The organism is Marinilabiliales bacterium, from assembly GCA_007695015.1.
In the GTDB taxonomy this organism is placed as follows: domain Bacteria; phylum Bacteroidota; class Bacteroidia; order Bacteroidales; family PUMT01; genus PXAP01.
Genome location: REEN01000026.1, coordinates 1 through 23,289, shown reverse-complemented (window position 1 = coordinate 23,289; position 23,289 = coordinate 1). Strand labels below are relative to the sequence as shown.

The 23,289-nt window shown below is 47.6% G+C and carries 21 protein-coding genes; 15 read left to right on the top strand and 6 right to left on the bottom strand.

Annotated elements, in window-relative coordinates; translation table 11 throughout:
* Positions 1-29 precede the first annotated feature (29 nt).
* Positions 30-1,283: a carbohydrate kinase family protein gene (locus EA408_01500; protein ID TVR74881.1), complete on the bottom strand. Its 1,254-nt coding sequence runs from the start codon at positions 1,281-1,283 to the stop codon at positions 30-32.
* A complete protein-coding gene (locus EA408_01495; GenBank protein TVR74880.1) occupies positions 1,225-1,908 on the bottom strand; it encodes a D-lyxose/D-mannose family sugar isomerase in 684 nt (227 codons plus the stop codon). The genes EA408_01500 and EA408_01495 overlap by 59 nt, the downstream gene beginning before the upstream one ends.
* 290 nt (positions 1,909-2,198) lie before the next feature.
* Between EA408_01495 and EA408_01490 the strand changes: the two genes are divergently transcribed.
* From EA408_01490 to EA408_01430, 13 genes are all read left to right on the top strand, one after another.
* Positions 2,199-2,564, top strand: a complete 366-nt coding sequence (locus EA408_01490; protein TVR74879.1) for a hypothetical protein — start codon at positions 2,199-2,201, stop codon at positions 2,562-2,564.
* A 53-nt stretch (positions 2,565-2,617) separates the two neighbouring features.
* Complete coding sequence (locus tag EA408_01485) at positions 2,618-4,813, top strand: peptidase domain-containing ABC transporter (GenBank protein TVR74878.1); 2,196 nt, start codon at positions 2,618-2,620, stop codon at positions 4,811-4,813.
* Positions 4,814-4,864: 51 nt separating this feature from the next.
* Positions 4,865-6,211, top strand: a complete 1,347-nt coding sequence (locus EA408_01480; GenBank protein TVR74877.1) for an HlyD family efflux transporter periplasmic adaptor subunit — start codon at positions 4,865-4,867, stop codon at positions 6,209-6,211.
* A 105-nt stretch (positions 6,212-6,316) separates the two neighbouring features.
* Positions 6,317-7,621: a gfo/Idh/MocA family oxidoreductase gene (locus EA408_01475; GenBank protein TVR74876.1), complete on the top strand. Its 1,305-nt coding sequence runs from the start codon at positions 6,317-6,319 to the stop codon at positions 7,619-7,621.
* Positions 7,622-7,810: 189 nt separating this feature from the next.
* Entirely contained in the window at positions 7,811-9,109 is a 1,299-nt protein-coding gene (locus EA408_01470; GenBank protein ID TVR74875.1) for a gfo/Idh/MocA family oxidoreductase, read from the top strand.
* 30 nt (positions 9,110-9,139) lie between these two features.
* On the top strand, positions 9,140-10,087 hold the full coding sequence (locus EA408_01465; protein ID TVR74874.1) for a carbohydrate kinase: 948 nt from the start codon (positions 9,140-9,142) through the stop codon (positions 10,085-10,087).
* A gap of 163 nt (positions 10,088-10,250) precedes the next feature.
* Positions 10,251-12,200 (top strand): threonine--tRNA ligase, encoded by a 1,950-nt coding sequence (gene thrS / locus EA408_01460; GenBank protein ID TVR74889.1) that lies wholly within the window; start codon positions 10,251-10,253, stop codon positions 12,198-12,200.
* A gap of 29 nt (positions 12,201-12,229) precedes the next feature.
* Entirely contained in the window at positions 12,230-12,799 is a 570-nt protein-coding gene (locus EA408_01455; GenBank protein ID TVR74873.1) for a translation initiation factor IF-3, read from the top strand.
* Between the two features lie 23 nt (positions 12,800-12,822).
* On the top strand, positions 12,823-13,020 hold the full coding sequence (locus EA408_01450) for a 50S ribosomal protein L35 (GenBank protein ID TVR74872.1): 198 nt from the start codon (positions 12,823-12,825) through the stop codon (positions 13,018-13,020).
* Between the two features lie 86 nt (positions 13,021-13,106).
* Positions 13,107-13,454 carry a 50S ribosomal protein L20 gene (locus EA408_01445; GenBank protein TVR74871.1) on the top strand — a complete coding sequence of 116 codons (348 nt, stop codon included), beginning with the start codon at positions 13,107-13,109 and terminating at the stop codon, positions 13,452-13,454.
* A 93-nt stretch (positions 13,455-13,547) separates the two neighbouring features.
* Positions 13,548-14,264, top strand: a complete 717-nt coding sequence (gene dapB, locus EA408_01440) for a 4-hydroxy-tetrahydrodipicolinate reductase (GenBank protein TVR74870.1) — start codon at positions 13,548-13,550, stop codon at positions 14,262-14,264.
* An 11-nt stretch (positions 14,265-14,275) separates the two neighbouring features.
* The gene (gene lepB / locus EA408_01435) at positions 14,276-15,616 is read left to right on the top strand and encodes a signal peptidase I (GenBank protein TVR74869.1); all 1,341 of its coding nucleotides are present in this window, start codon (positions 14,276-14,278) and stop codon (positions 15,614-15,616) included.
* A 12-nt stretch (positions 15,617-15,628) separates the two neighbouring features.
* Positions 15,629-17,047 carry a S26 family signal peptidase gene (locus tag EA408_01430; GenBank protein TVR74868.1) on the top strand — a complete coding sequence of 473 codons (1,419 nt, stop codon included), beginning with the start codon at positions 15,629-15,631 and terminating at the stop codon, positions 17,045-17,047.
* 14 nt (positions 17,048-17,061) lie between these two features.
* Here the strand turns inward: EA408_01430 and EA408_01425 are convergent, their stop codons facing one another.
* Positions 17,062-18,690: a 4Fe-4S binding protein gene (locus EA408_01425; GenBank protein ID TVR74867.1), complete on the bottom strand. Its 1,629-nt coding sequence runs from the start codon at positions 18,688-18,690 to the stop codon at positions 17,062-17,064.
* 113 nt (positions 18,691-18,803) lie between these two features.
* Positions 18,804-19,727, bottom strand: coding sequence for a DUF362 domain-containing protein (locus EA408_01420; protein ID TVR74866.1), 924 nt, complete (start codon positions 19,725-19,727; stop codon positions 18,804-18,806).
* A 182-nt stretch (positions 19,728-19,909) separates the two neighbouring features.
* Here EA408_01420 and EA408_01415 point away from each other — a divergent pair, with 182 nt between their 5' ends.
* Both EA408_01415 and EA408_01410 read left to right on the top strand, forming a co-directional pair.
* A complete protein-coding gene (locus EA408_01415; protein TVR74865.1) occupies positions 19,910-20,422 on the top strand; it encodes a hypothetical protein in 513 nt (170 codons plus the stop codon).
* A gap of 67 nt (positions 20,423-20,489) precedes the next feature.
* Positions 20,490-21,149 (top strand): hypothetical protein, encoded by a 660-nt coding sequence (locus EA408_01410; protein TVR74864.1) that lies wholly within the window; start codon positions 20,490-20,492, stop codon positions 21,147-21,149.
* 70 nt (positions 21,150-21,219) lie between these two features.
* Here the strand turns inward: EA408_01410 and EA408_01405 are convergent, their stop codons facing one another.
* Complete coding sequence (locus EA408_01405; protein TVR74863.1) at positions 21,220-22,698, bottom strand: hypothetical protein; 1,479 nt, start codon at positions 22,696-22,698, stop codon at positions 21,220-21,222.
* Between the two features lie 49 nt (positions 22,699-22,747).
* A partial coding sequence (locus EA408_01400; protein TVR74862.1) for a hypothetical protein occupies positions 22,748-23,289 on the bottom strand: 542 nt, incomplete at its 5' end.

Sequence of the window (23,289 nt, the reverse complement as noted above, 5' to 3'; positions counted from 1 at the left end):
CACCCGCCGGCAATCCTGCAGGGTCTTTTTCACATATCCTGACGGCTGATATAATTATCGTAAATCTCAGTGACTTTGTCAAGTTTTTCTCCCGGCCGGCTTTCCAGGAGAGTGCCCCCGAGATAATAGCATGCATATCCCCCTGAGGCAATCCCGAATTTAACTGCCTCATGCAATGATAATTCCGTTCCGGGTGCAGAGATCATCTGCCGGGCCACTGATGCGATCACCCCGCCGGCGAAATTGTCGCCACATCCTGTTGTATCACCCTTAACCAGACGGTTGTTGCAGATATCTGACCTGACCTTTTCGCTGACAGGAAGAGTAGCGGTTTCAACATATCCGGCCAGACTGCCGTCGGCAGAGAAGGTGACCGGATCGGCTCCGCATGTCACAATGACCGCCCCAACCCCATGATCCATAAAGTATCTGACCGCCTCATCCACCGTCTCCCTGCCACTGTGCCTCAGGGCCTCCTCCCTGTCGGCTATCAGCATGTCGATATACCTGTAGCATCCTGTACCGCTACCGACAGGCCATGGACCTGCCGGATCATTTTTCTCACTGATAAAGTCATACACGGTATTAACAACAGTAACAGCCCCGTTGTTTACTGCTCTTTCCAGAAGGAGGTCGAGGGAACGGTGTATTCCGGGAACCAGGGCGGTGCCACCGAATGCTGCAATGTCGGCATGAAAGAATGTTTCATCAAGATCCTCCGGAGTGAAAAGGCCTGCAGCACCCATATTGTTTATGAACATACGCTCACCCAAACCATTGTTATATCCGGGGTCGGATAACACGTCAGTAAACGGGGTGAAATCATCCTTGATCCTGAATATGGCTGACAATGGAGTCTTTGCGACGGTCTCTTCCAGGTATTGGCCCGGACTGTCATTTCCCCTGCAACCGTGAAATACCACTTCTGCACCGGTTCCATGCAGCATCTGCGCGGAATGGATAAGTGACACGACAGATGGGCCACCCACATTGACCTTCACAGGGCCTTGCCTGCCGGTTATTTCATCCCGCAGCTCGGTGTAATGCTTACGGCTGAATTTTTCCAGTTCCCCCGTAAAGACCAGTCCCCCGACCGTCAACCCTCCATCACCCGGCGATACTGAAATGTACTTCCCGAGTGCTCTTCCCGAAAGGTCCACAGGATGAAAAAGGTAATCAACCAGGCAGCAACCGGTGCCGTGTATCCTGAACGTTCTGCCGTGCCTAACCATGGCTTGCAAGCTTTTTGTAGTCAGAAACAAGCAGATGTACAGGCTGCTCATCTTCCTCTATGCCGGGGAACCTCCCCGCTTCAGCGTAAAACCGGTTGTCGGCAGTATCATCATTAACCGTGCTTACCTCTCCCACCAGAACCCTGCCGCTTCCAGTCTCACCATAGAACCTGTGATACATTCCCTGTCTGAGGCAAATGCTTTCACCGGGGGAAAGGATAACACTGCCTCCGGGATCAAGTTCGCGCCTTACACCGTCGGTCCTGACAACCACCTTTGATCCGGACAACCGGCCCTCACTGTCAGAGTTCCAAAGCTCAATTACAAGATTGCCGCCGCCCCGGTTGATGATGTCTTCCATCTTTGACCAGTGAAAGTGCATAGGGGTTTCCTGGCCCTCCTCAACGATCATTATCTTTTCGGCATAGGGTTTTTCATCCCTGGATGGATTGCCATTACGCAGGGTGAAAAGAACCAATCCGCAAAGGCTGAAGTTCCCGGAACCGAAATCGGTTATATCCCATCCCAGCATGTTGCTGATGATCTCATCAGTATCACCCCGTGTGCCGGACCACTGATCGGGTCCCCAGTAGGCCCAGGGGGGCAAACAGAAGTTCCGTTCACCGAGGAAATTCTTTGCATTGCAGATTATCCTGTTTATCTCACTTCTTCTCATAATTCCCGGTTAATTATTGTTCAGCAGTGAATTCCCTGTATAATCTGATAGCCGCTCAGGTCTGTTACCATTCCCGGACGAGGGAAAAGAATGCATTGATAAAGATATTATTTTCTGTGCTAACATAACAGTTATAGCGAACCCAACTCCGGGGGCAAGCTATACATGAGCGCGGTATTGTAGTTTTATTTGAATTGCAGGCTTGTAATAATGGTTAAATCACATTATATTGCATCGTGTTTTTCTGAAGTCCCACTAATCTAAAATACAAACATATGCGAACGAGAATCTTGTTTTTCTGCATTTTTGCATTTGCCCTTTTATACGGGGCAACTCCGGTAAAGGCTGTTAACCCTGTCATTGGTGAATGGGCCTTTAGTGCTGACCAGGCTCCCTGGGAATACAGCAGGGGCCGGATTGTAATTGAACTGGACGAAGAAGAGGCGCTTGCCGGTAAATTACTGTTTGACAGCGGCATTGAGGTCAGGATAACACGTATCACCCGGGATGAGGAAAAAGTGGTTATGGATATATATATAGAAGGTTACCTGGTGAGGACGGTAGTGGAGCTGAAAGATGATGAACTGAAAGGTATTACGGAAACTCCTGATGGCAATATACCTTTTTCAGCCAAAAGGTATGTTCCGGAGGAGTGACCGGCAAACAATGACCGGGTCAGAACAAAGTCAAATCTCACTATAGTTATGCCCTGATGGGATTTCCCATATACAGACAAGCTGATGCAATGGATTGCGGTCCTGCATGCCTTCGCATGGTGGCCGCTTTCCATGGAAAAAAATACACGCTGAATACCCTCAGGGAGCGCAGCTACCTTTCCAGGGAGGGTGTGAGCATGCTTGGCATTGCCCAGGCAGCTGAAAGCATAGGTTTCCGGACTATGGGTGTAAAGCTCACCCCCGGAAAACTGGTTGATGAGGCGCCTCTCCCTGCAATAATACACTGGACACAGGGCCATTTTGTAGTACTTTATAAAGTATCCGGCAAAAAAGGCAGGGAGACCTTTCATGTTGCCGACCCTGCCGGCGGAAAGGTGCGCTTCAGCCGCGAGGAGTTCCTGCGCTGCTGGGCATCCACCTCAGAAGAGGGAGAAATCAAGGGCCTTGCACTGCTGCTGGAACCGGGGCCTGACTTTTATACGGCAAAGGATGAAGGACAGGACAAGACAAGCTTCAGGTTCCTCTTCTCATACCTCACCCCTTACAGGAAACTGATTATCCAGCTTTTTCTTGGACTTATCCTGGGCAGCCTTCTTCAGCTTATATTCCCGTTCCTCACACAAAGCATTGTCGATCACGGTATAGGCAACCAGAACCTGAGTTTTATCTACCTGGTTCTCATAGCCCAGCTTGTCCTCACTCTCAGCAGGGCATCGGTCGATTTCATAAGAAACTGGATATTGCTCCATATCGGGGTCAGGGTGAATATTTCTCTTATATCGGACTTTCTTGTCAAACTGATGAGACTTCCGATGAAATATTTCGACACCAAGCTTACCGGCGACCTGCTGCAACGGATTGGCGACCACAGACGGATCGAATCATTCCTTACCGGCACCACGCTCAATATCCTCTTCTCAATGATCAACCTGGTGATATTCGGGCTGGTGCTGTTATATTACAACCTGCTCATCTTTTCTGTCTTCCTGTTCGGAAGTATTCTTTACGGCCTCTGGGTCTATATATTTCTCAGGAGAAGGGCCGAACTGGACCACAGGAGGTTTGCCCAGATGTCGGCTCACCAGAGCAACCTGATCCAGCTTATCCAGGGTATGCAGGAGATTAAACTCCAGAACTGCGAACAGCAGAAAAGATGGGAATGGGAAACAATACAGGCCCGTCTTTTCCGGATAGGTATTAAAGGGCTGTCGCTGAGGCAGTATCAGCGAAGCGGAGCGCTGGTGTTAAACGAGGTGAAGAATATCGTAATAACCGTCATAGCGGCACGGGCGGTGGTTGAAGGTACAATGACCCTCGGAATGATGCTGGCTGTCCAGTATATTATAGGCCAGCTCAACAGTCCCGTCGAACAGCTTATATCCTTCTTCAATACCACACAGGATGCAAAAATAAGCCTTGAAAGGCTTGGCGAGGTACATGAGCGGGGGGATGAAGAGGATACCGAAGCTGCTAAAGTGCAGGAGATACCTGCAGCAGCTGAAATTGGTGCTGAAAAGCTGTCGTTCAGGTATGAAGGACCGGGATCTGAGATGGTGCTGAATAATATATCATTCTCAATACCCCCGGGAAAACAGACTGCCATTGTAGGCACATCGGGAAGCGGCAAGACAACACTGGTAAAGCTGCTTCTCGGTTTTTACAGTCCTGTTAAAGGTGAAATAAAGCTTGGAAGCAATAATCTTGACCTCTACAGCATAAGAGAGTGGCGAAGGAACTGCGGTGTTGTGCTGCAGGACGGCTATATCTTCTCCGACACCATTGCAGGAAATATTGCCCCCGGGGCAGATAACATTGACAGGCAAAAACTTCTGGAGGCAGCAAGAACAGCAAATATCGACAGCTTTATTGAAAGTCTTCCCCTGGGCTTCAACACCAGGATAGGGAGTGAGGGTCACGGACTCAGCCAGGGACAGAAACAGAGAATTCTGATCGCAAGGGCCGTATATAAGGATCCTGCATATATCTTTTTTGACGAGGCAACCAATGCCCTCGATGCCAATAATGAAAAAGTGATCCTCGGCAATCTTGAAAAATTCTACCGGGGCAGGACAGTAATCGTAGTGGCCCACAGGCTGAGTACGGTAAAGAACGCCGACCAGATCATTGTAACAGAGAAGGGTGAGATTGTCGAAGCGGGTACACACAGCGAACTGACAAGGAAAAAGGGTGCATACTACACCCTTGTAAAAAACCAGCTTGAACTTTGAAATGACTTACTTTAAAGATATACGGTTATTTTTGGATAGAAATTGACAGGAATGGATAGCGAAACCGGAAGCCGGAAACCTGAGAAGGTAAGCAGCGAGATAAACCTGAGATCTGAAGAGGTTGGCGAGATTCTGGGGAGACCACCTGGATGGATCGTAAGATGGGGGACCGGCGTGGCCTTTGCAGTCATACTGGTTATTATTACCGGCAGTGGCTTCTTCAGGTACCCTGACATAGTGAGGGCCCCGGTTGTAATAACCCAGGAGAACCCGCCATCAGTGCTGACAGCCAGGGTGACCGGAAAACCTGAGGCCATATTCAGGACTGACGGGTCTGTGGTCAGGATGGGCGATACCCTGGCAGTGATAGAGAACCCGGCACGTTATCATGACATATTCAGGCTGGGAGGGTTCCTTGCTGCAATAAACCAGGCAATCCGCCCCGGAGGATATATACCGGGGGTATCGCTGCCGGCTGAACTGGTGCTGGGGGAGGTCCAGCCCTCCTACAACCTGTTTGCCGAGGCCCTGAACGACTACAAGGTCTTTATTGCGCAGGACTTTTATGAAAGCAGGATAGCAGCGCTGCAACGGGAGCTGGAGGAATATAACAGGTACAGGGAGAACCTCGGCAGGCAAAAGATACTTGCTGTACGCGACCTTGAGATCGGAACAACTCAGTTCAGGCGGGACTCCCTGCTTTTCGAATCTGGCATAATCCCGGCCTCGGAGTATGAGCAGGCCCAGGCACTTCTTCTGAGCAGGCAAAAAACAGTTGAAAATGCAGAGCTGGCACTTTACGATGCCGGTATTACAATAGCCAGGCTTGAAAGGAGCATTGCCGACACCCGGCTTGAGAAGGATGAACGGCAGCAGAAGCTGTTCACCGGACTGGTAAACTCGTTTCGTCAGCTTGAAAGCTCCCTTGCATACTGGGAAAACAGGTACCTTATCAAAGCCCCCACGGCAGGTACGCTGAATTACCTGTCGGTCTGGAGCAGCCTGCAGGAGCTGCGTGAAGGCGACCCGGTCTTCTCCATAGTACCCGACGAGATGGGCGAACTGCATGCCCGGGTGATCATACCATTCAGAAGGGCCGGGAAGGTAAAACCGGGTCAGAGGGTCAATATCAGGCTTGACGGTTATCCCTATATGGAGTTCGGCATGGTGGAAGGAAGGATACGGTCTGTCTCGGGCGGACCGGTAGAGCAGGGATTCCCTGCGGTAATTGAGCTTTCGCGGGGGACCGTCACATCATTCGGGTATCAGCTTGAGATAACAAGGGAGCTGCCCGGCACTGCCGAAATATCAACCGACGAGCTGAGCCTTTTGGAAAGGCTGGTAAGTCCGGTCAGGCACCTGCTGAGGAACCACCTTATAACCAGCGGAAATAATTAGGCCAGGATGGCGGGAAATAAAAAGATACAGGAAAAAGAGAGTTTAAAACAAAATAATATCAGACTTTAAACCGTAAATCAATATTATAACCTAAATCATTTTACCATGAAAACCATTTCAAGAAGAAGATTTATCACGACTTCACTTGCCGGTGCTGCCGGATTGTCTCTCTTCCCGCTTGTTAAAAGCTGCAAAGTCTCTCCTAACGATATAATCAGACTGGGATTTATCGGTCTGGGACAGCAGACTATGGGACTTATGAGGGGATTCAATACAATTCCCGGAGTTCAGGTGGTGGCCGGAGCCGATGTTTACGGGATCAAACGGCAACGTTTTGAAAAGTTGCTGAATGATCACTACAGCGAAACAGGTGAGAACGTCAGGGTGAGGACATTTGAGAATTACCAGGAGATGCTGGAAATGAGAGATATTGACGGCATAGTCATCTGTACTCCCGACCACTGGCATGCTCTCAACACCATTGATGCCTGCAATGCAGGCAAGGACGTTTACCTTGAGAAGCCCCTCACTTTCACCATTAAAGAGGGTGTAGAGGTCGTCCGTGCCGTCAGGGAAAATAACCGCGTCCTTGCTGTGGGCAGTCAGCAGCGATCGGACAAATTTTTCCACCACGCGGTGGTCTCTGCGCGTGCCGGAGCGATCGGCAAACTTGACAGGGTCTATGCATATGTGGGAGATTTCCCGGCACCTTATGACCTGCCGGAACAACCTCTTCCCGCTGACCTGAACTGGGACCTCTGGCTGGGACCCAACCCTTATGTGCACTACAATGCAAGGCTTAACCCGCCGATCTCCCTTGATCCGCCAAGAAATGAAACATACTGGGCCGAATGGAGATACTTCAAGGAGACCGGTGGAGGCTTCATAACGGACTGGGGCGCCCATAATTTCGATATAGCACAGTGGGGACTGGACGAGGATGACGGCGGCCCTGTGGAGATAATACCTCCCGGGCATAACGGTGCAGAGTACCTTACATATGTTTACGCAAACGGGGTGAAGGTAACAAACCAGCCATATGATGAGGCTTGGACCAGGGGAATCAAATTCTGGGGAGAGGATGGCTGGATCGAAGTGGCACGTGGTCATTATGAGGCCTCTGATCCATCCCTGTACCCCGCTGATGAAGAGCTGGCAGGTCATGGAGGACTGCCCTACGAGACAGGCGTTCCGCACCTTGAGGATTTCATCATGGCAATGAGAAATCGCAGGGATCCAGTGGTCCCCGTAGAGGTCGGACACAGGACATGCACTACATGTATCCTGGGGAATATAGCTCATGAACTGGGAAGGCCCGTGAAATGGGATCCGGTAAGGCAGTACTTTGTAGATGACCCGGAAGCCGAAAAATACTACCACAGGGAATACCGGGAAGGCTGGAGCCTCTGACGGTATACTCCTGAACATCCCGGCTGATGAGGGCAAAAGATGTCTAGTAGCAAAATACCCGGTCCGGCACCGGGTATTTTTTTTGGTTTTGTCTTTTTTGTGAATTTGCATTAAATTGCAAGACTGATTTTTCGCAAACCAACCTAAATAACAAAGTCCGAAATATTCATTAACAAAAACCTGAAACCTATGCAAAGTATCTCAAGAAGAAAATTCATCCAGACCTCTCTTGCAGGGGCAGCGGGACTGACAATGTTTCCGCTGGTCAAGAGCTGTAAAACACCGGCCAATGATATCATCAGGCTGGGGATTGTCGGTCTCGGAAGACAGACCATGTACCTGATGGCAGGCTTCCGTGAAATTGAAGGTGTTCAAATAGTTGCCGGTGCAGATGTGTACGGTGTCAAACGGCAGAGATTCGAACAGAGAATGAACGACTTTTATTCAAACAGAGGTGATAATCTGAAGGTGGCAACCTACGAGCACTATCACCAGATCCTCAACAGGGATGATATTGACGGGGTAATAATTGCCTCACCTGACCACTGGCATGGAGTGATGGGTGTCGAGACATGCCAGGCAGGCAAAGATATCTATATGGAAAAGCCCCTGACTTTTACCATAAAGGAGGGCGTTGAACTGGTAAAAGCAGTGAGGGGCAACAATATCGTGCTTGCAACAGGCAGCCAGCAGCGATCTGATGATGTATTCAAACATGCTGTGAAGCTTGTGCAGGAAGGAGCGCTTGGCAGGATTGAGAAGATCCATGCCTACGTAGGTGGCCCCCCGGTTCCGTACGATCTTCCCGAGGAGCCGCTGCCGGATGACCTTAACTGGGATCTCTGGCTGGGACCTAACCCCTACGTGCATTACAACCATGAGCTTAACCCGCCGATATCGCTTGATCCTCCCAGGGATGAAACAATCTGGGGAGCATGGAGATGGTACAAGGAGATGGGCGGTGGATTTACAACGGACTGGGGAGCACACATGTTCGACATTGCACATTGGGCAATGGGAATGGACAACAGCGGCCCGGCAAGAATAATACCTGCCGGCTACGGCGACTACAAATTCCTTACCTACGAGTATGCTGACGGCTGGATAATGACGGAGGAACCGTTCGACGAGGCATGGACCAAAGGTGTCAAGTTTATCGGCACTGACGGCTGGATCGAGGTGAGCCGCGGACATTATGTGGCATCTGACCCATCGCTGTATCCGGACGAAGATATGAGAGACGACTCAGTTGCATATGAGACCGGTATTCCGCACCTGGTCAATTTTATTGACAGCATGCGCAGCCGCAAGGATCCAGTTGCCCCGGTAGAGGTAGGACACAGGACCTGCACAACATGCACTCTTGGTAACATAGCATATGAGCTGATGCGTCCCGTGGAATGGAACCCGGCTACCGAATCGTTCGTCAATGATCCGGAAGCTGAAAAGTTCTACCACAGGCAGTACCGTGCCGGGTATTCACTGTAATAATCTTTTTAAAAGGGGGAACCATCAACCATGTTGATGGTTCTCTTTTTTATGCCAAATACATTATTCATACGTATGGAAAACAGAAGAATATATGCCCTGGGCGAGATAGTTTACGACATCATCTTCAGAAACGGGCAGCCTGTCGCCGCAAGACCCGGCGGGGCTATGCTCAATTCATCGGTGTCGCTTGGGAGAAGCGGCCTCCCGGTAAGTTTTGCAGGCACCTGCGGTAATGATCAGGTGGGCAGGCTTATAGCCGGATTCCTGGAAGAAAACAGGGTTGACAAAACCTTTCTGCATCTGGAGAATGCCCCCTCAATGATTGCCCTTGCCTTCCTTGATGAAAACAACAATGCAACCTATTCCTTCTACAAGGGGACAGCACCCCCGGAAAGCCCTCCCCTGCCATCCCCGGCCAGAAATGATATAGTGCTTTTCGGGTCGTTCTACTCAGTTGCTGAACCTACCAGGGCAATCGCAACCAGGTTGAGGGATATGGCAGAATCATCGGGATCGATCATCATCTACGACCCGAATTTCAGGTCATCTCACCTTTCAGATCTTGAAACAGTAAAACCCTTCATTGAAGAAAATATTGAGAAATCCGTTATCGTCAGGGGATCGGATGAGGATTTCCTGAATATATTCGGAACCGGAACAGCTGACGAAACGTGGGGACTTCCCTGTTTCAGGAATTGTGCCGCCCTGGTTTACACAAGGTCTTCCGAAGGGGTTGACCTTCGCACACAAAGTTTTGTAAAACATTATGAGGTGCCCCGGATCAAACCACTGAGCACCATCGGTGCAGGAGATTCTTTCAATGCCGGAATTATTTCGGCACTGTATGAATCGGGTATTGACGCCGGAAATACAGGTGATTGCAGTCAGGAGGTATGGGACAGGACTATCGGCAGGGGTGTGGAATTTTCCAGGGCTGTCTGCATGAGCTATGACAACTACATACCGTTTCCGTGATCTTCCCCGGAAGGGATATTAATATCAATTTAATTATCTTTGCAGGTCGTTTATAACCCCGGCCCCTTGCCAGCGACAGGGAGACGGGGTGATGCCGGAGAAGGATTCGTTGGCGGTGGCGGACAAATACCGGCAGGCACAACTTAAAATGGTTCTAAGTAATATGATAAGGATAACATTTCCCGACAAATCCGTAAGAGAGTATCCAGAGGGGGTGACCGGACTGGAAATAGCAAAGTCATTAAGCAACAGCCTGGCCAAAGAGGTGCTTTCTGTAACTGTGAACGGCGAAGTATGGGACCTTACCAGGCCGATAAATAAGGACGCCGGGATAGTGCTGAATAAATGGGAGGATGAAGAGGGTATGCATGCATTCTGGCACTCATCGGCCCACCTTATGGCCGAGGCACTTGAGACCCTGTACCCGGGCATCAAACTGGGAATAGGCCCTTCGATCGACAACGGCTTCTATTATGATGTAGATCCGCCCGAGGGTGTCTCTATAACCGACAGCGACCTGCCGGCCATAGAGAAGAAGATGAAGGAACTCGCAAAACAGCAGAATCCTTACGTCAGGAAAGAGACACCCAAGAGTGAGGCACTTGAGCACTACAAACGTAAGGGTGACCAGTACAAGGTTGAACTTCTTAACGAACTTGAAGATGGCACTATCTCATTTTATACACACGGTGACTTTACCGATCTGTGCCGCGGTCCGCACCTGCCCGATACGGGATACATCAAAGCTTTCAGGCTGCTGAGCATTGCCGGGGCCTACTGGAGAGGCGACGAAAGGAATAAACAGCTTACCCGCATATATGGAGTAAGCTTCCCGAAACAGAAGATGCTCGAGGATCACCTGGCAATGCTGGAAGAGGCAAAAAAAAGGGATCACAGGAGAATAGGCAGGGAACTTGAGCTATTTACATTTTCACAAGCGGTAGGATCGGGACTTCCTATGTGGCTTCCGAGGGGGGCGCAACTTCGAGAAAGGCTTGAGGAATTTCTGAAAAGGGTACAGCGTGACCATGGTTATGAACAGGTTATCACCCCTCATATAGGTCAGAAAGAGCTATATGTCACGTCGGGTCATTACGATAAATATGGTAAGGACTCTTTCAGGCCCATAAGCACACCGGCAGAGGGAGAGGAATTTCTGCTCAAGCCAATGAACTGCCCGCACCACTGCGAAATCTACAAATTCAAGCCCCGGTCATATAAGGATCTGCCGGTGCGCATGGCAGAGTTCGGCACCGTATACCGGTACGAGCAGAGTGGTGAGCTGCATGGACTGACAAGGGTAAGGGGGTTTACCCAGGACGATGCCCACATCTTCTGCCGGCCCGATCAGCTTAAAGAGGAATTCACCAAGGTCATTGATATTATATTTATCATCTTCAAGGCTTTGGACTTTAAAGATTTCACTGTTCAGATATCACTGCGCGACCCGGATGACAAGGATAAATACATCGGGAGTGACGAAAACTGGGAAAAAGCTGAAAAGGCAATTATCGAAGCTACAACGGAAAAGGGCCTGGAAGCTTCAATCGAGTATGGTGAAGCAGCATTCTACGGTCCCAAGCTTGACTTCATGGTGAAAGATGCCCTTGGAAGGAAATGGCAGCTCGGAACAATACAGGTCGATTACAACCTTCCCGAACGGTTTGACATGGAGTATACCGGGTCAGACAACCAGAAACACAGGCCTGTAATGATCCACAGGGCGCCTTTCGGTTCAATGGAAAGATTTGTGGCTGTTCTTATTGAACATACTGCAGGCAAATTTCCTTTGTGGCTGACACCTGACCAGGTAGTTATTCTCCCGATCAGTGAAAAAGTGCACAATTATGCGGAAAAAGTTTTTAATTTCCTTAAAAATTGCGATATTCGCGCCCTGATTGATTTGAGGAACGAAAAGATTGGCAGGAAGATAAGAGACAATGAGTTGAAGCGAATTCCCTATCTTCTTGTTGTTGGAGAAAAAGAGGCTGAAAGTAACACTGTTTCCCTAAGAAAACAGGGAGAAGGTGATAAAGGCTCAATGATTTTGGAAGATTTTGCTAAATTTGCAAAAGATGAAATCGAAAAGCAGATTGAAGATATAAGAAAATAATTATCAACTAAAAGAAGGAGGGCAGTAACATAGCATTACAAAGATTTTCAAGGGGACCGCGCAGACAGGTCAGGCAGGAACCCAAACACAAGATCAATCACTTAATAAGGGCGGAATCAGTGCGCCTGGTTGGCGATAATATTGAGAATCCGGGAGTAGTTCCGTTGTCCCGGGCCCTTAAGCTTGCTGATGAGATGGAGCTTGACCTGGTGGAAATATCGCCGAACGCCGATCCCCCTGTCTGCAAAATAACTGATTACCAGAAATTTCTGTATCAGCAGAAAAAGAAACAGAAAGAGATAAAGGCGAAAACGGTAAAGGTTGTGATCAAGGAGATCCGGTTCGGGCCCAATACCGATGATCATGACTTTAATTTCAAGCTTAATCACGCCAAGAAATTCCTGACCGACGGAGCCAAAATAAAGGCATTCGTGTTTTTTAAGGGCAGGACCATCCTGTTCAAGGAAAAAGGAGAGATACTTCTTCTGAGGTTTGCACAGGAGCTGGAGGAATATGGAAAGGTTGAGCAACTGCCCAAACTTGAAGGAAAGAGGATGACCATGTTCATCACGCCCAAAGGGTTGAAAAAAAAGAATTAATAACCAGAAAACAATCGGAATAAATGCCTAAGATGAAGACAAATTCGGGAGCAAAAAAACGCTTTGTGCTCACCGGAACAGGAAAAATAAAGAGGAAGCATGCTTATAAAAGTCACATCCTTACTAAAAAATCAACAAAGAGAAAAAGGAATTTGACCTACTTTACACTTGTAAGCAAACCTGATGACAAGAACATCAGACTTCTTCTTGGACTAAAATAATTATTTAAATCAGTTGTTAACCAGAGTGTGGCAGCATCAAAGGGTCCGTCAGGCGGAACGCTGTGCATTCATAATCAAAAAGCAGGATGCCAAGATCAGTTAACGTAGTAGCATCAAGACAGCGAAGGAAAAAGGTGCTCAAACAGGCCAAAGGCTATTTCGGAAGAAGAAAGAACGTATTTACGGTAGCCAAAAACGCGGTTGAAAAAGGTCTGCAGTATTCATACCGTGACCGCAGAAAAAAGAAAATAGCTTTCAGGGGACTTTGGATACAAAGAATTAATGCGGCTGTTCGCCTGCATGGTATGTCCTATTCCGAGTTCATGGGAGCTATAGGGAAAAAAGGTATTGAGATCAACAGGAAGGTCCTGGCAGATCTGGCCATGAATCATCCTGATGCATTCAAAGCCATAGTCGATAAGGCTAAAAAATAGTGATACTCTCAGCCAAACGAAAAGCCATCTCTGCTTACAGGTATGAGAGGGCTTTTTTTTTCGCACCAGCTTTGAAAATAAAACACTGAAAATATGCGCATTTTAATAATCGGTTACGGCAGGATGGGCAGGTGGATAGAAAAAGTAGCCCTTGAGAAGGGGCATGAGGTCCTGCTCAAAATTGACCTGGATAATCCTGATCAGCTGAAATCAGATCTTATCAAAAAGGCTGATGTGGCCTTCGAGTTCTCAACGCCTGAAACTGCGGCTGATAATATTAAAGCATGTATTGATGCAGGTTTGCCTGTAGTTTGCGGGACAACCGGATGGACGGATAATCTCCCTGAAGTTGAAACCTATTGCAGGGAGTCCGGAGGCACATTCCTTTTTGCCTCCAATTTCAGCATAGGTGTCAATATCATTTTCCAGATAAACAGGTGGCTCGCGGAAGTAATGAACAGATTCCCTGAGTTCAGGCCATCAATATCGGAGATACACCATGTTCATAAAAAGGATGCGCCCAGTGGAACTGCTGTCACCCTCGCCGGAGATATAACCCTGAAGATCTGCTCAATAAAGAGCTGGAAGAATGACATATCAGATGATCCCGGTATACTGAGTGTTATATCAGAGAGGACCGGTGAAGTGCCGGGGATACATACGCTGACCTACAATTCGCCTCTCGAGACACTTGAAATCACGCACAAGGCGCATGACAGAAGTGTTTTTGCCACTGGTGCGGTGATGGCTGCAGAGTTCATAAAAGACAGAACCGGGATATTCACGATGGAGGACCTTTTGAGAATTTAACCAGGTAGCACATGGAGAGTTTTCTCAGAAAATTTCCGGCCGGATCATGGATCAGGTTTGCAGTAGCCTCTGTATTGTATCTGCTGTGGGTAATATGGCTGGGCAATTTATGGTTACTGTTAGGCCTGGCGATAATATTCGACCTGTTTCTCTCAAAAAGAGTCCGTTGGTTGTTCTGGAGAAAGGAGGGCTTTATAAAGAGCAGAGTGGGCGCTGAGCTTATAGATGCTGCCGTATTTGGTCTGTTGGCTGCAGGATTTTTGCGCATCTTTTTTATTGAGCCATACTCCATACCGACATCCTCAATGGAAAGATCACTTCTACCCGGTGATTATCTTTTCGTTAGCAAGATCAATTACGGGCCGAAACTTCCAAACACACCAGTTTCATTCCCCTTTGCCCATCACACCCTTCCTTTTACAGGCAGGGTGCCCTCTTACCTTGAATGGATCACCATGCCATATAAAAGGCTAGCCGGTATTTCAGGTGTCAGGAGAGATGATGTAATAGTATTCAACTTTCCCGAGGGAGACACTGTTGTTCTGGAGTATCGCGATCAGAGTTACTATGCATTGATCAGACAATACGGAAGGGAGTTCATACACGATAAATTTGACCTGCAGACCAGGCCGGTTGACAGAAGGGAAAACTACATCAAAAGATGTGTGGGCGTGCCCGGTGATACAATATTGATCAGCGGCGGGCAGCTTTTTGTTAACAGTATCCCTGAGGCAGATAACGAAAAGATGCAGTATGAGTATTTTGTCCAGACCGATGGTACCGGGATCAGTGATGATGTTTTTGCCGGGCTGGATATACCGGAACACAGCATTAAATTCAACCCCGGCCGGTCCCTCTATGAGCTGACCCTGACAGATGATATAACGGATAAGGTAGCAGAATTACCCAATGTATTGTCGGTCAACCGTTATGAAAACCGTAATCCCTATTCCGGCATCCACACCATATTTCCTTTTCACAGGAACTATCCCTGGAATGAGGATCATTTCGGCCCGCTGCAGGTTCCCGGAAAAGAGATGGAAATTGAGCTTACAACTTCAAACCTTCCTCTTTACCACAGAATAATAACCCTGTACGAAGGCAACGATCTTGAAATAATAAACAATAACATTTATATTAACGGCGTCCAAAGCAGCTCTTACAGGTTTTCGATGGACTATTACTTTGTACTGGGAGATAACCGCCACAATTCGGCAGATTCAAGATTCTGGGGGTTTGTACCGGAAGATCACCTGGTTGGCAAGGCGCTGATGGTATGGTTATCTATCGATTACGATAAAAGTTTCCCCAAGAATATCAGATGGGAAAGAATGTTTAAAAGCATTGATTAATTTTACCCCACTATGCAACGATCAATTATTCCAACCGAGTTCTTCAAAAAGCACCTATCCCGGATAAGGTTCGGTGCTGCGGCGCTGGCATGGCTGTTATGGGTCATATGGCTGGGAAACTACTGGTTCCTGCTTGGCCTGCCCCTGCTTTATGATATTTACATAAGTAAAAAGGTGAACTGGGCCTTCTGGAAAAAAAGAGAGGGGAAAAACAACACTTTTATCGAGTGGCTTGACGCCCTTATCTATGCTGTAATTGCCGTAACATTCATCAATATTTTCTTTTTCCAGAATTACAAGATACCTACCGGTTCGATGGAGAAGGAACTCCTTATCGGTGATCATCTGTTTGTGAGTAAGCTCAGTTACGGCCCACGTACACCAATGACCCCCATCTCATTTCCATTCGCTCACCACACTCTTCCGCTTACAAGATTTACCAAATCATACGTTGAGTGGGTTCAGTGGCCCTATAAAAGACTTACCGGTCTGAGGGAGATTGAGAACAATCATATTGTTGTCTTCAATTTCCCTGAAGGTGATACGGTAATACTCGAGATGCAGAACCAAAGCTATTATGCAGTAATGCGTCAGTTTGCCAATGAGCTTTACGAAAGGGACCTGTACACACATTCAGAGCTCAGGAGCGATGAGTTTTACCAGTCAGAGGCACGCAGGTTCCTTGAACAGCAGTACAACATTGCCGCCAGACCGGTTGATAAAAGGGACAACTATATCAAACGCTGTATTGCTGTCCCCGGTGACACACTGGAAATAAAGGGCGGTGAGGTGTATATCAATGGCAGGCCGGCTGACACTGAGCTTGAAAACCTGCAATACCAGTACATTGTCCGTACCGATGGCACTCCCCTCAATATGAGATCGCTTGAACGGCTGGATATTTATCCGGGTGATGTAACCAGGGCATCATCATCTGAATACTATATCTCGATCAAGGAAGAAAATGCAGAAAACCTGAGGAACTTCAGGAACGTTACCTCTGTAACCAGATGGGAGAACCCTCCGGGCAACTATTCCCGCGCAGTTTTCCCCCATGATCCGTTGTTTCCGTGGAACGAGGACAATTTCGGACCTCTTGTGATACCGGCAAAAGGAGTTACAGTCACCATCGATACCGGTAATATCTCACTGTACCGCAGAATAATCACAGCGTACGAGCTGAATGACCTGTATGTCAGCGACAACAAGATATTCATCAACGGAGAACAGGCTGATGAATATACATTTTTAATGGATTATTACTTCATGGTTGGCGACAACAGGCACAACTCGCTGGATTCAAGATACTGGGGTTTCGTGCCTGAAGACCATATAGTAGGCAGGCCGGTTTTCATCTGGCTGTCACTTGACAGTAACCGGTCATGGTTGAACAGGGTCAGATGGAGGCGTCTCTTTTCAGGGACAGGCTAGTCGTTAAAATATGATCAGAACGGGAAATCCTCATAGTCGACTTCCTGTTCAACCCTTTCGGTTTTCGGTCTCTCTGCTGTTTTGTGTATTGGATTGCCGTCCACGTAGATTGCCCTGTATGGACGTGTGGGACAGATATACTCACATGCTCCGCATCCTATGCATGTTGATTCATCAACCTCCGGAATTGTAAGTTCACCAATATAGGGTACCATATCGCACGCACGGGTGGGACAATGTTCTGAACATGCTCCGCATGATGTGTTATCTGTATAGACAACGCAATTCTCCCTCTCAAATTTCACCACACCTATTTGTGCAACATGCTTATCATCAACCGACAAGGGAAGTATAGCACCTGTCGGGCATACCTCACCACATGAGGTACAGTCGAAATTGCAAAAGCCGGCATGAAAGTCCATATGAGGTTGCAGAAAACCTCCAACACCATACTCAAGAAGTGAAGGTTGCAAAACATGTGTCGGGCATACGCCTACACAGAGGGTGCAGGCAGTGCACGCACTGTTAAAATGTTTGAGAGAAACGGAGCCCGGGGGCGAAACAGGATAATTCTTCTTCTCAGGTATCGTGGTATCCTGCTCCGGCTCGGGAATATCATCAGTCCCCGCCCTGGCAAAACGGTTTATTCCGAAAAATACAAGCAGAGAAGTAAGGATAAAGCTGCGTTTGGAATCATCAACAACGGGGTTTTCTGCAGGTTTTGCAGTTACATCAATCTTTTCGGGTGATGGAAGATAATCCTTATCTATCAGACTGATTTTTCTGCCATGGCGTGCAGAATATTTAACAGCATTGTCGGGGCATATCTTCAGGCAGTTATAGCATGCAACACATCGGGAAAAATCTACCGATCCATCCCTGAAACTCATACAGGATGATTTGCATACACGATCACACCTGCCACATTTTGAACATGCCTGTTCATCGATATATATCTGCAGCAGGGAAAATCTTGAAAGATACCCAAGAAGAGTGCCTACGGGGCATACAGTATTGCAATATAATCTTCCGTATTTAAGTGATAGCCAAACAACAAGAACAAGCATTAACAGGGGAAACAGCATCACCTCCCATCGTATGGCAGGAAGAGTCACGGGATACAGGGTATAAACTCCGCCGGAAACAAGCATGGGAGCCACCCAGTTATTTAAGCCAAGGGCAACCGGTTTGCCAAAATATGTCACAAACCTACCGAAATTACTGTAGGGATCCAGAAGACTCAGGATCAGGATGCTGCCAAACAACATGAACACCACGGTAAGTCCGAGCAATGAATACCTCAGTACAGTATGGGGTTTGGCATACCTGTATGGCCATTTTTTCCTGCGCAGTTTAACCGAGAGCCAGGATACAACATCCTGGAATATGCCCAGCGGGCATATTGTTGAACAGTACACCCTTCCGAAAAGCATTGTCAGCAGAAGGATAACAAGGAAGCCAAGCGCCGACAGGCCGGCTACCTGGAGTACCTTGACCACCGAAGGGGCAAACTGAAGGAAAAGAAACGATGATATGAAACCTTCAGAAAATGAATTTCTGAAATCTATGAAAATAAGAGTTGATACAACAAGGAAAAAGAGGGAGATAATAACCCTGAATGATTTCAGATACCTGGTTTGCATAACAGCAAATTATTATTAAAACTAAATAAACAAACAATCCGGTCTTAAACAGCAAACCCTGCACGGATGGTTGTGAATTTCTCCGGCAGGGTCAGCATCATGAAGTTTTGAGCCTAAACTACTATCCTGTGGATTGAGAGGTTCTCAAGTTCCATAGTCCCAACCCCCATTTCATGGGCAATCCTGATATGGCCGATCTGATGCGGCTCGGCTCCGAAAAGCCTGGCCGAAGCTGCATCGGCTGCTACCATGTCGGGCGATATCACAAGAGATCTCATCATAACTATATCATCTTCAGACACACCTCTCGGGCCGTTCTGCATCATTACCCTGTAGGCATCGACAATATTCAGGTCCGGTTTCCGCCAGGTACCAAAATCAGCAATACACTGCTGAAGGTTATTCCTGTGCCACCAGCGACGGTCCCATATAATACCCATGAGATTCTTCAGTGATATAGTTATCTGTGCACCACCGTGATGCTTAAGAACAGGTACGTTAATAAAAACATCAGTATTAAGAACAAGCTCATGCACCTTGGCCTCTTTCAGCTGCCTTCCTTGCGGTACTTTGACATCACGGTAAAAGCTTTCATCGTTACCCGGCAAAATTCTACCTCCGGCCGCATTGACTGCAGCCTCAATACCGCTATTCTGATAACTTCTCCTCCAGTTATCACAAGTATGGTCAAAGACCACAACCTCGCTGGCTCCGGCCTCATAGCACTTCTCAATTACCCTTCTGACCAGTCCGGGATTCGTATTCGCACCCCTCTCCGGAATAACATCCCATCCGATATTGGGTTTAACAAGAACGGACTGATTGGGTTTTACCCAGTTTCCCATTCCGCCCATAGCCTCAATTGCTTTGTCAAACATAGCTTCGGGCTCACCTCCCCTAACTGCAACAAGATCGTAGGGAGTATCCGTTTCCGGAAGCTCCGCGCCAAAAAGTTTGTTATAACCGGTAAACGATAATGTTGTGCCAGCAACAAAACCTGCTCCGACTGACTTACGTAAAAAATCACGTCTCTTCATAATATTTAAAGTTTTTTTACCTGATTATTTTCGGCATGGTATCCAGAAACAATAATAACAGGCAAACATTGTTTTAATTCAATACTTCTTTAAAAACGATAATTTGTTTATTTTTGATCTGTAAATATAAAAAAGATTTCTGCTACTTTAAATTAACAAATATTAAAGATAATTAAAAGACTATGATCATGAAGAACTCCGCTATCCTAAGCCTTAAAAGAGAAACTGTAACCACCCTGCTGATTGATTCGGCTGCTGTCCTGGTTATTCTGCTTGCACCTGCGCTGGCACACCTTCTGAGCTTTCCCGTGTTCTACCTTGAGCCAATGAGGATCATGCTTATACTCGCACTGGTACATACAAACAGAACAAATGCCTATGCACTGGCGGTAGCGCTTCCTGTTGTATCATTCATGATATCAGGACATCCGGTCCTTTTCAAGGCAGGCCTAATGTCGGCCGAATTTGCACTGAATGTATTCCTGTTCTATGAATTGTCGAAAAGGTTAAGGAATGTTTTTGGAGCGGTATTTTTCAGTATAGTGCTGAGCAAGATCGGATACTACATTGTAAAGGTAGCCATGCTGAATTATGCTCTTTTCAGTTCACCTCTGATCTCAATTCCTTTATGGATCCAGCTTGTAACTGCATCACTTTTCGCACTCTACGCAATGCTTGTGATTAAAAAACAATAATAATTACACCATTATATTTTATTAAGTGCCTGCCGGTTTTGCAGGCACTTTTTTTAATACCCGTAAGATGAGGCCAGACTTTGACACATTGCTCCTGTCAACGGCATACTTCCCGCCGATAGCATGGTTTGCACTTATTGCAGGTGCAAAACAAACATGTATTGAAAATCATGAGAACTACAGCAAGCAGAGTTACCGCAACAGATGCTGTATCATGTCCGCCAACGGATTGCTCCCATTGGTTATACCGGTAAAGAGAAAGCGAGAAAGGAAGACACCGGTTACAGAAGTAAGGCCCGATTACAGTTATCCATGGCAGAGACTGCACCACATCTCAATCGAGTCAGCCTACAGATCAGCTCCGTTTTATGAATATTATATTGATGAGATCATGCCGTTAATTGAAAAAAGATATTCCTGGCTGATCGAGCTTAACAATACAATTTCAGAGCGAATGTTAAAAGTACTCGAAATAGAAAAAGAGCTGGCTGAAACCAGTTACTACGAGAATATACCGGGACCGGCAACTTTAGATTTCAGGGAGAGGCTTCATCCCAAAAAGGGAGAATTCAATACCAGGGACACTATTGACTACCCGGAATACAGGCAGGTGTTCTCAGACAGGCACGGATTTATACCCAACCTCAGCATAATCGACCTTCTGTTCAATATTGGCCCTGATTCATCCGGATATATCAGGCGGTTATCAAAATCAATCCGGGTGTAAGGCCGGAAATATGCCTTCTGAACACCCGGATAGTTAACGGTTTACCGTTCTGATGCTATAAAGCCTGCTGTCAGAATCTTATTCCAGTTGTAAGCAAAAACCTGCTGTTGCTGCTCTGATTGAATGAGGGGTCAATAATCGCACACTCATAGGGCTGATAGTAATACTCATTTGCCGTGTAGGTATATCCCATATCTATATAGAACCTGCTTTCCCTGAAACCAATACCACCTGAATAAACTGTATAACCTGCACCCTCATTCAACTGGCCCGAGGCAAAGGGGCTGCCGTGGCTGGCAAACCCGCCTCTGAGCATAAACATACCAAGCCTCAGTTCTGCACCGGCCCTGATATTTCCCGCAGGACGATACACATCCTGTATAACCTGGTTTTCATAATAGAAATCATACCCGCCGTCAATTTCACGAAGCCTCATGGTGGTATAATCAATATACTCATAATCCACACTTACCACACCAAGTTGGAGAGGAAGCATCAAGGCAATACCCCCGATGGCCCTGAACGGTGTTGTTAACGAGTACTCCTTGAGACGGGGACCTATACGGTTGCCCTGAATGTTAGTGGGTTCGGCAACATAATTCTCACCGGTATTGAACCATGATTCCATCTGATGGTGATACTCATCAGTCAGGGTAAAGAACGTGGGAAGATGCACAGAACCGCCGATCCTAACAAATTCAACCGGCCTGTAAATGGCGCCAAGCTTGAAACTGTAACCGCGACCTGTAGTTTTAAGATTCTTCTTAAACAGGAGCTGGTCAAAATCACTCAGGTTAAGTTCATCAAATTCACTGTAATTGGAATTGCGGGTGTAACTGACCGACTCGATTCCGAAAGTGGCACCAAGGTATAGCTTGTGTTCATAGTTGGCTCCGAAGGAGAAAAGCCATTCACCCGTGTTTCCACTGGTCGATATCACCTCTCTCTGGGTCTGCCCGAGCATAACAGGTGTTTCATACCAGGTTGGAAACCCTGGAACTGTATCGATTATATAAGTATCAAAAGCCAGCCTTTCCCAGAACGGATCAAGATCGTCTGGATATACCCCGTTGGCCCCGTAGGGGCCGGCAATAAAGTAATCGGCTATCGAACTCTCAAAATTAACCCCCTCTACCACCTTGTTCCTGTTAAAATTGTTGTAGCGGTTATAGCCGAACCCAAAATTGGTACCGACCCAGCCGGTTTGATTATCATTATTGAAGCTCGCTACAAATCCGAGATTGTACATGCCAAAATCATATTTGGTATCAGATCTGCGCGTACCCATGTAACGCGAACTGATATCGTCGTATCCAAAAGCAGGAGTAAATGTAAACTCAGTGGTCCTGAAAACCGCTATACCGGCCGGATTATATCCAAGAGATGAGAAATCACCTCCAAGTGAGGCGAATGCTCCACCCATGGCCCCCGCCCGTGCAGTAGAACCAAAGAATTTCTGTGAGAACCTCAGTGCATCGGATTCGTTCTGAGCAAAGCCCGGACCAGTAAAAAGAACCGCCGATAGTATAATGATTATTATACGCTTCATTTGATTATAATTGTTTGTTTTTTAAACTGATGTATTCTATATGACCGGTCTATCTCCGGCCTCCGCTACCGCCGGAACCGCGTCCGCCACCTGATGAACTGCCGGTCGAAGTACCTGATGATACAGCACCTCCGCCACCGGAACTCCTACCACTTGATACTGCCGGCCTGCTGGTTGTTCCCGGAGAACCGGCTCTGGTGGTAGAGGCCGGCCTTTGAGGTGGCGGGGCGGCGGTCCTGACTGATGAGCCGCTGGTTCCTGAAGTCCGGCTGTCGGGCCGGTTATATGTGGCACTGCTGGCAGGCCTGGTATATGTAGAACTCCCGGTCGTACTGGTCCGTTCAGGTGGAGGAGCGCTCCTTGTCTGATAATTTATGCTGCTCCTGTTATATGTTACACGATCGCCGGGAGCAGGCCGTGTATAGGTCGGCGTAGACTGTTGCTGTGTTACGGTACCGGCCTCGTCCCTGCCGCGTGTTGTCCTGGTGGTTGTACCTGCCGGGCGGGTGGTTGTACCTGCCGGACGGGTGGTTGTGCCTGCCGGACGGGTAGTCGTGCCTGCCGGACGGGTGGTTGTGCCTGCCGGACGGG

Bases quoted from the DNA above. Each gene is read 5' to 3' on its own strand.
- EA408_01500 (TVR74881.1), bottom strand. From the start codon at position 1,283: ATGAGCAGCCTGTACATCTGCTTGTTTCTGACTACAAAAAGCTTGCAA.
- EA408_01495 (TVR74880.1), bottom strand. From the start codon at position 1,908: ATGAGAAGAAGTGAGATAAACAGGATAATCTGCAATGCAAAGAATTTC.
- EA408_01480 (TVR74877.1), top strand. From the start codon at position 4,865: ATGGATAGCGAAACCGGAAGCCGGAAACCTGAGAAGGTAAGCAGCGAG.
- EA408_01475 (TVR74876.1), top strand. From the start codon at position 6,317: ATGAAAACCATTTCAAGAAGAAGATTTATCACGACTTCACTTGCCGGT.
- EA408_01470 (TVR74875.1), top strand. From the start codon at position 7,811: ATGCAAAGTATCTCAAGAAGAAAATTCATCCAGACCTCTCTTGCAGGG.
- EA408_01465 (TVR74874.1), top strand. From the start codon at position 9,140: ATGTTGATGGTTCTCTTTTTTATGCCAAATACATTATTCATACGTATG.
- thrS (TVR74889.1), top strand. From the start codon at position 10,251: ATGATAAGGATAACATTTCCCGACAAATCCGTAAGAGAGTATCCAGAG.
- EA408_01450 (TVR74872.1), top strand. From the start codon at position 12,823: ATGCCTAAGATGAAGACAAATTCGGGAGCAAAAAAACGCTTTGTGCTC.
- EA408_01445 (TVR74871.1), top strand. From the start codon at position 13,107: ATGCCAAGATCAGTTAACGTAGTAGCATCAAGACAGCGAAGGAAAAAG.
- dapB (TVR74870.1), top strand. From the start codon at position 13,548: ATGCGCATTTTAATAATCGGTTACGGCAGGATGGGCAGGTGGATAGAA.
- lepB (TVR74869.1), top strand. From the start codon at position 14,276: ATGGAGAGTTTTCTCAGAAAATTTCCGGCCGGATCATGGATCAGGTTT.
- EA408_01430 (TVR74868.1), top strand. From the start codon at position 15,629: ATGCAACGATCAATTATTCCAACCGAGTTCTTCAAAAAGCACCTATCC.
- EA408_01425 (TVR74867.1), bottom strand. From the start codon at position 18,690: ATGCAAACCAGGTATCTGAAATCATTCAGGGTTATTATCTCCCTCTTT.
- EA408_01420 (TVR74866.1), bottom strand. From the start codon at position 19,727: ATGAAGAGACGTGATTTTTTACGTAAGTCAGTCGGAGCAGGTTTTGTT.
- EA408_01415 (TVR74865.1), top strand. From the start codon at position 19,910: ATGATCATGAAGAACTCCGCTATCCTAAGCCTTAAAAGAGAAACTGTA.
- EA408_01410 (TVR74864.1), top strand. From the start codon at position 20,490: ATGAGGCCAGACTTTGACACATTGCTCCTGTCAACGGCATACTTCCCG.
- EA408_01405 (TVR74863.1), bottom strand. From the start codon at position 22,698: ATGAAGCGTATAATAATCATTATACTATCGGCGGTTCTTTTTACTGGT.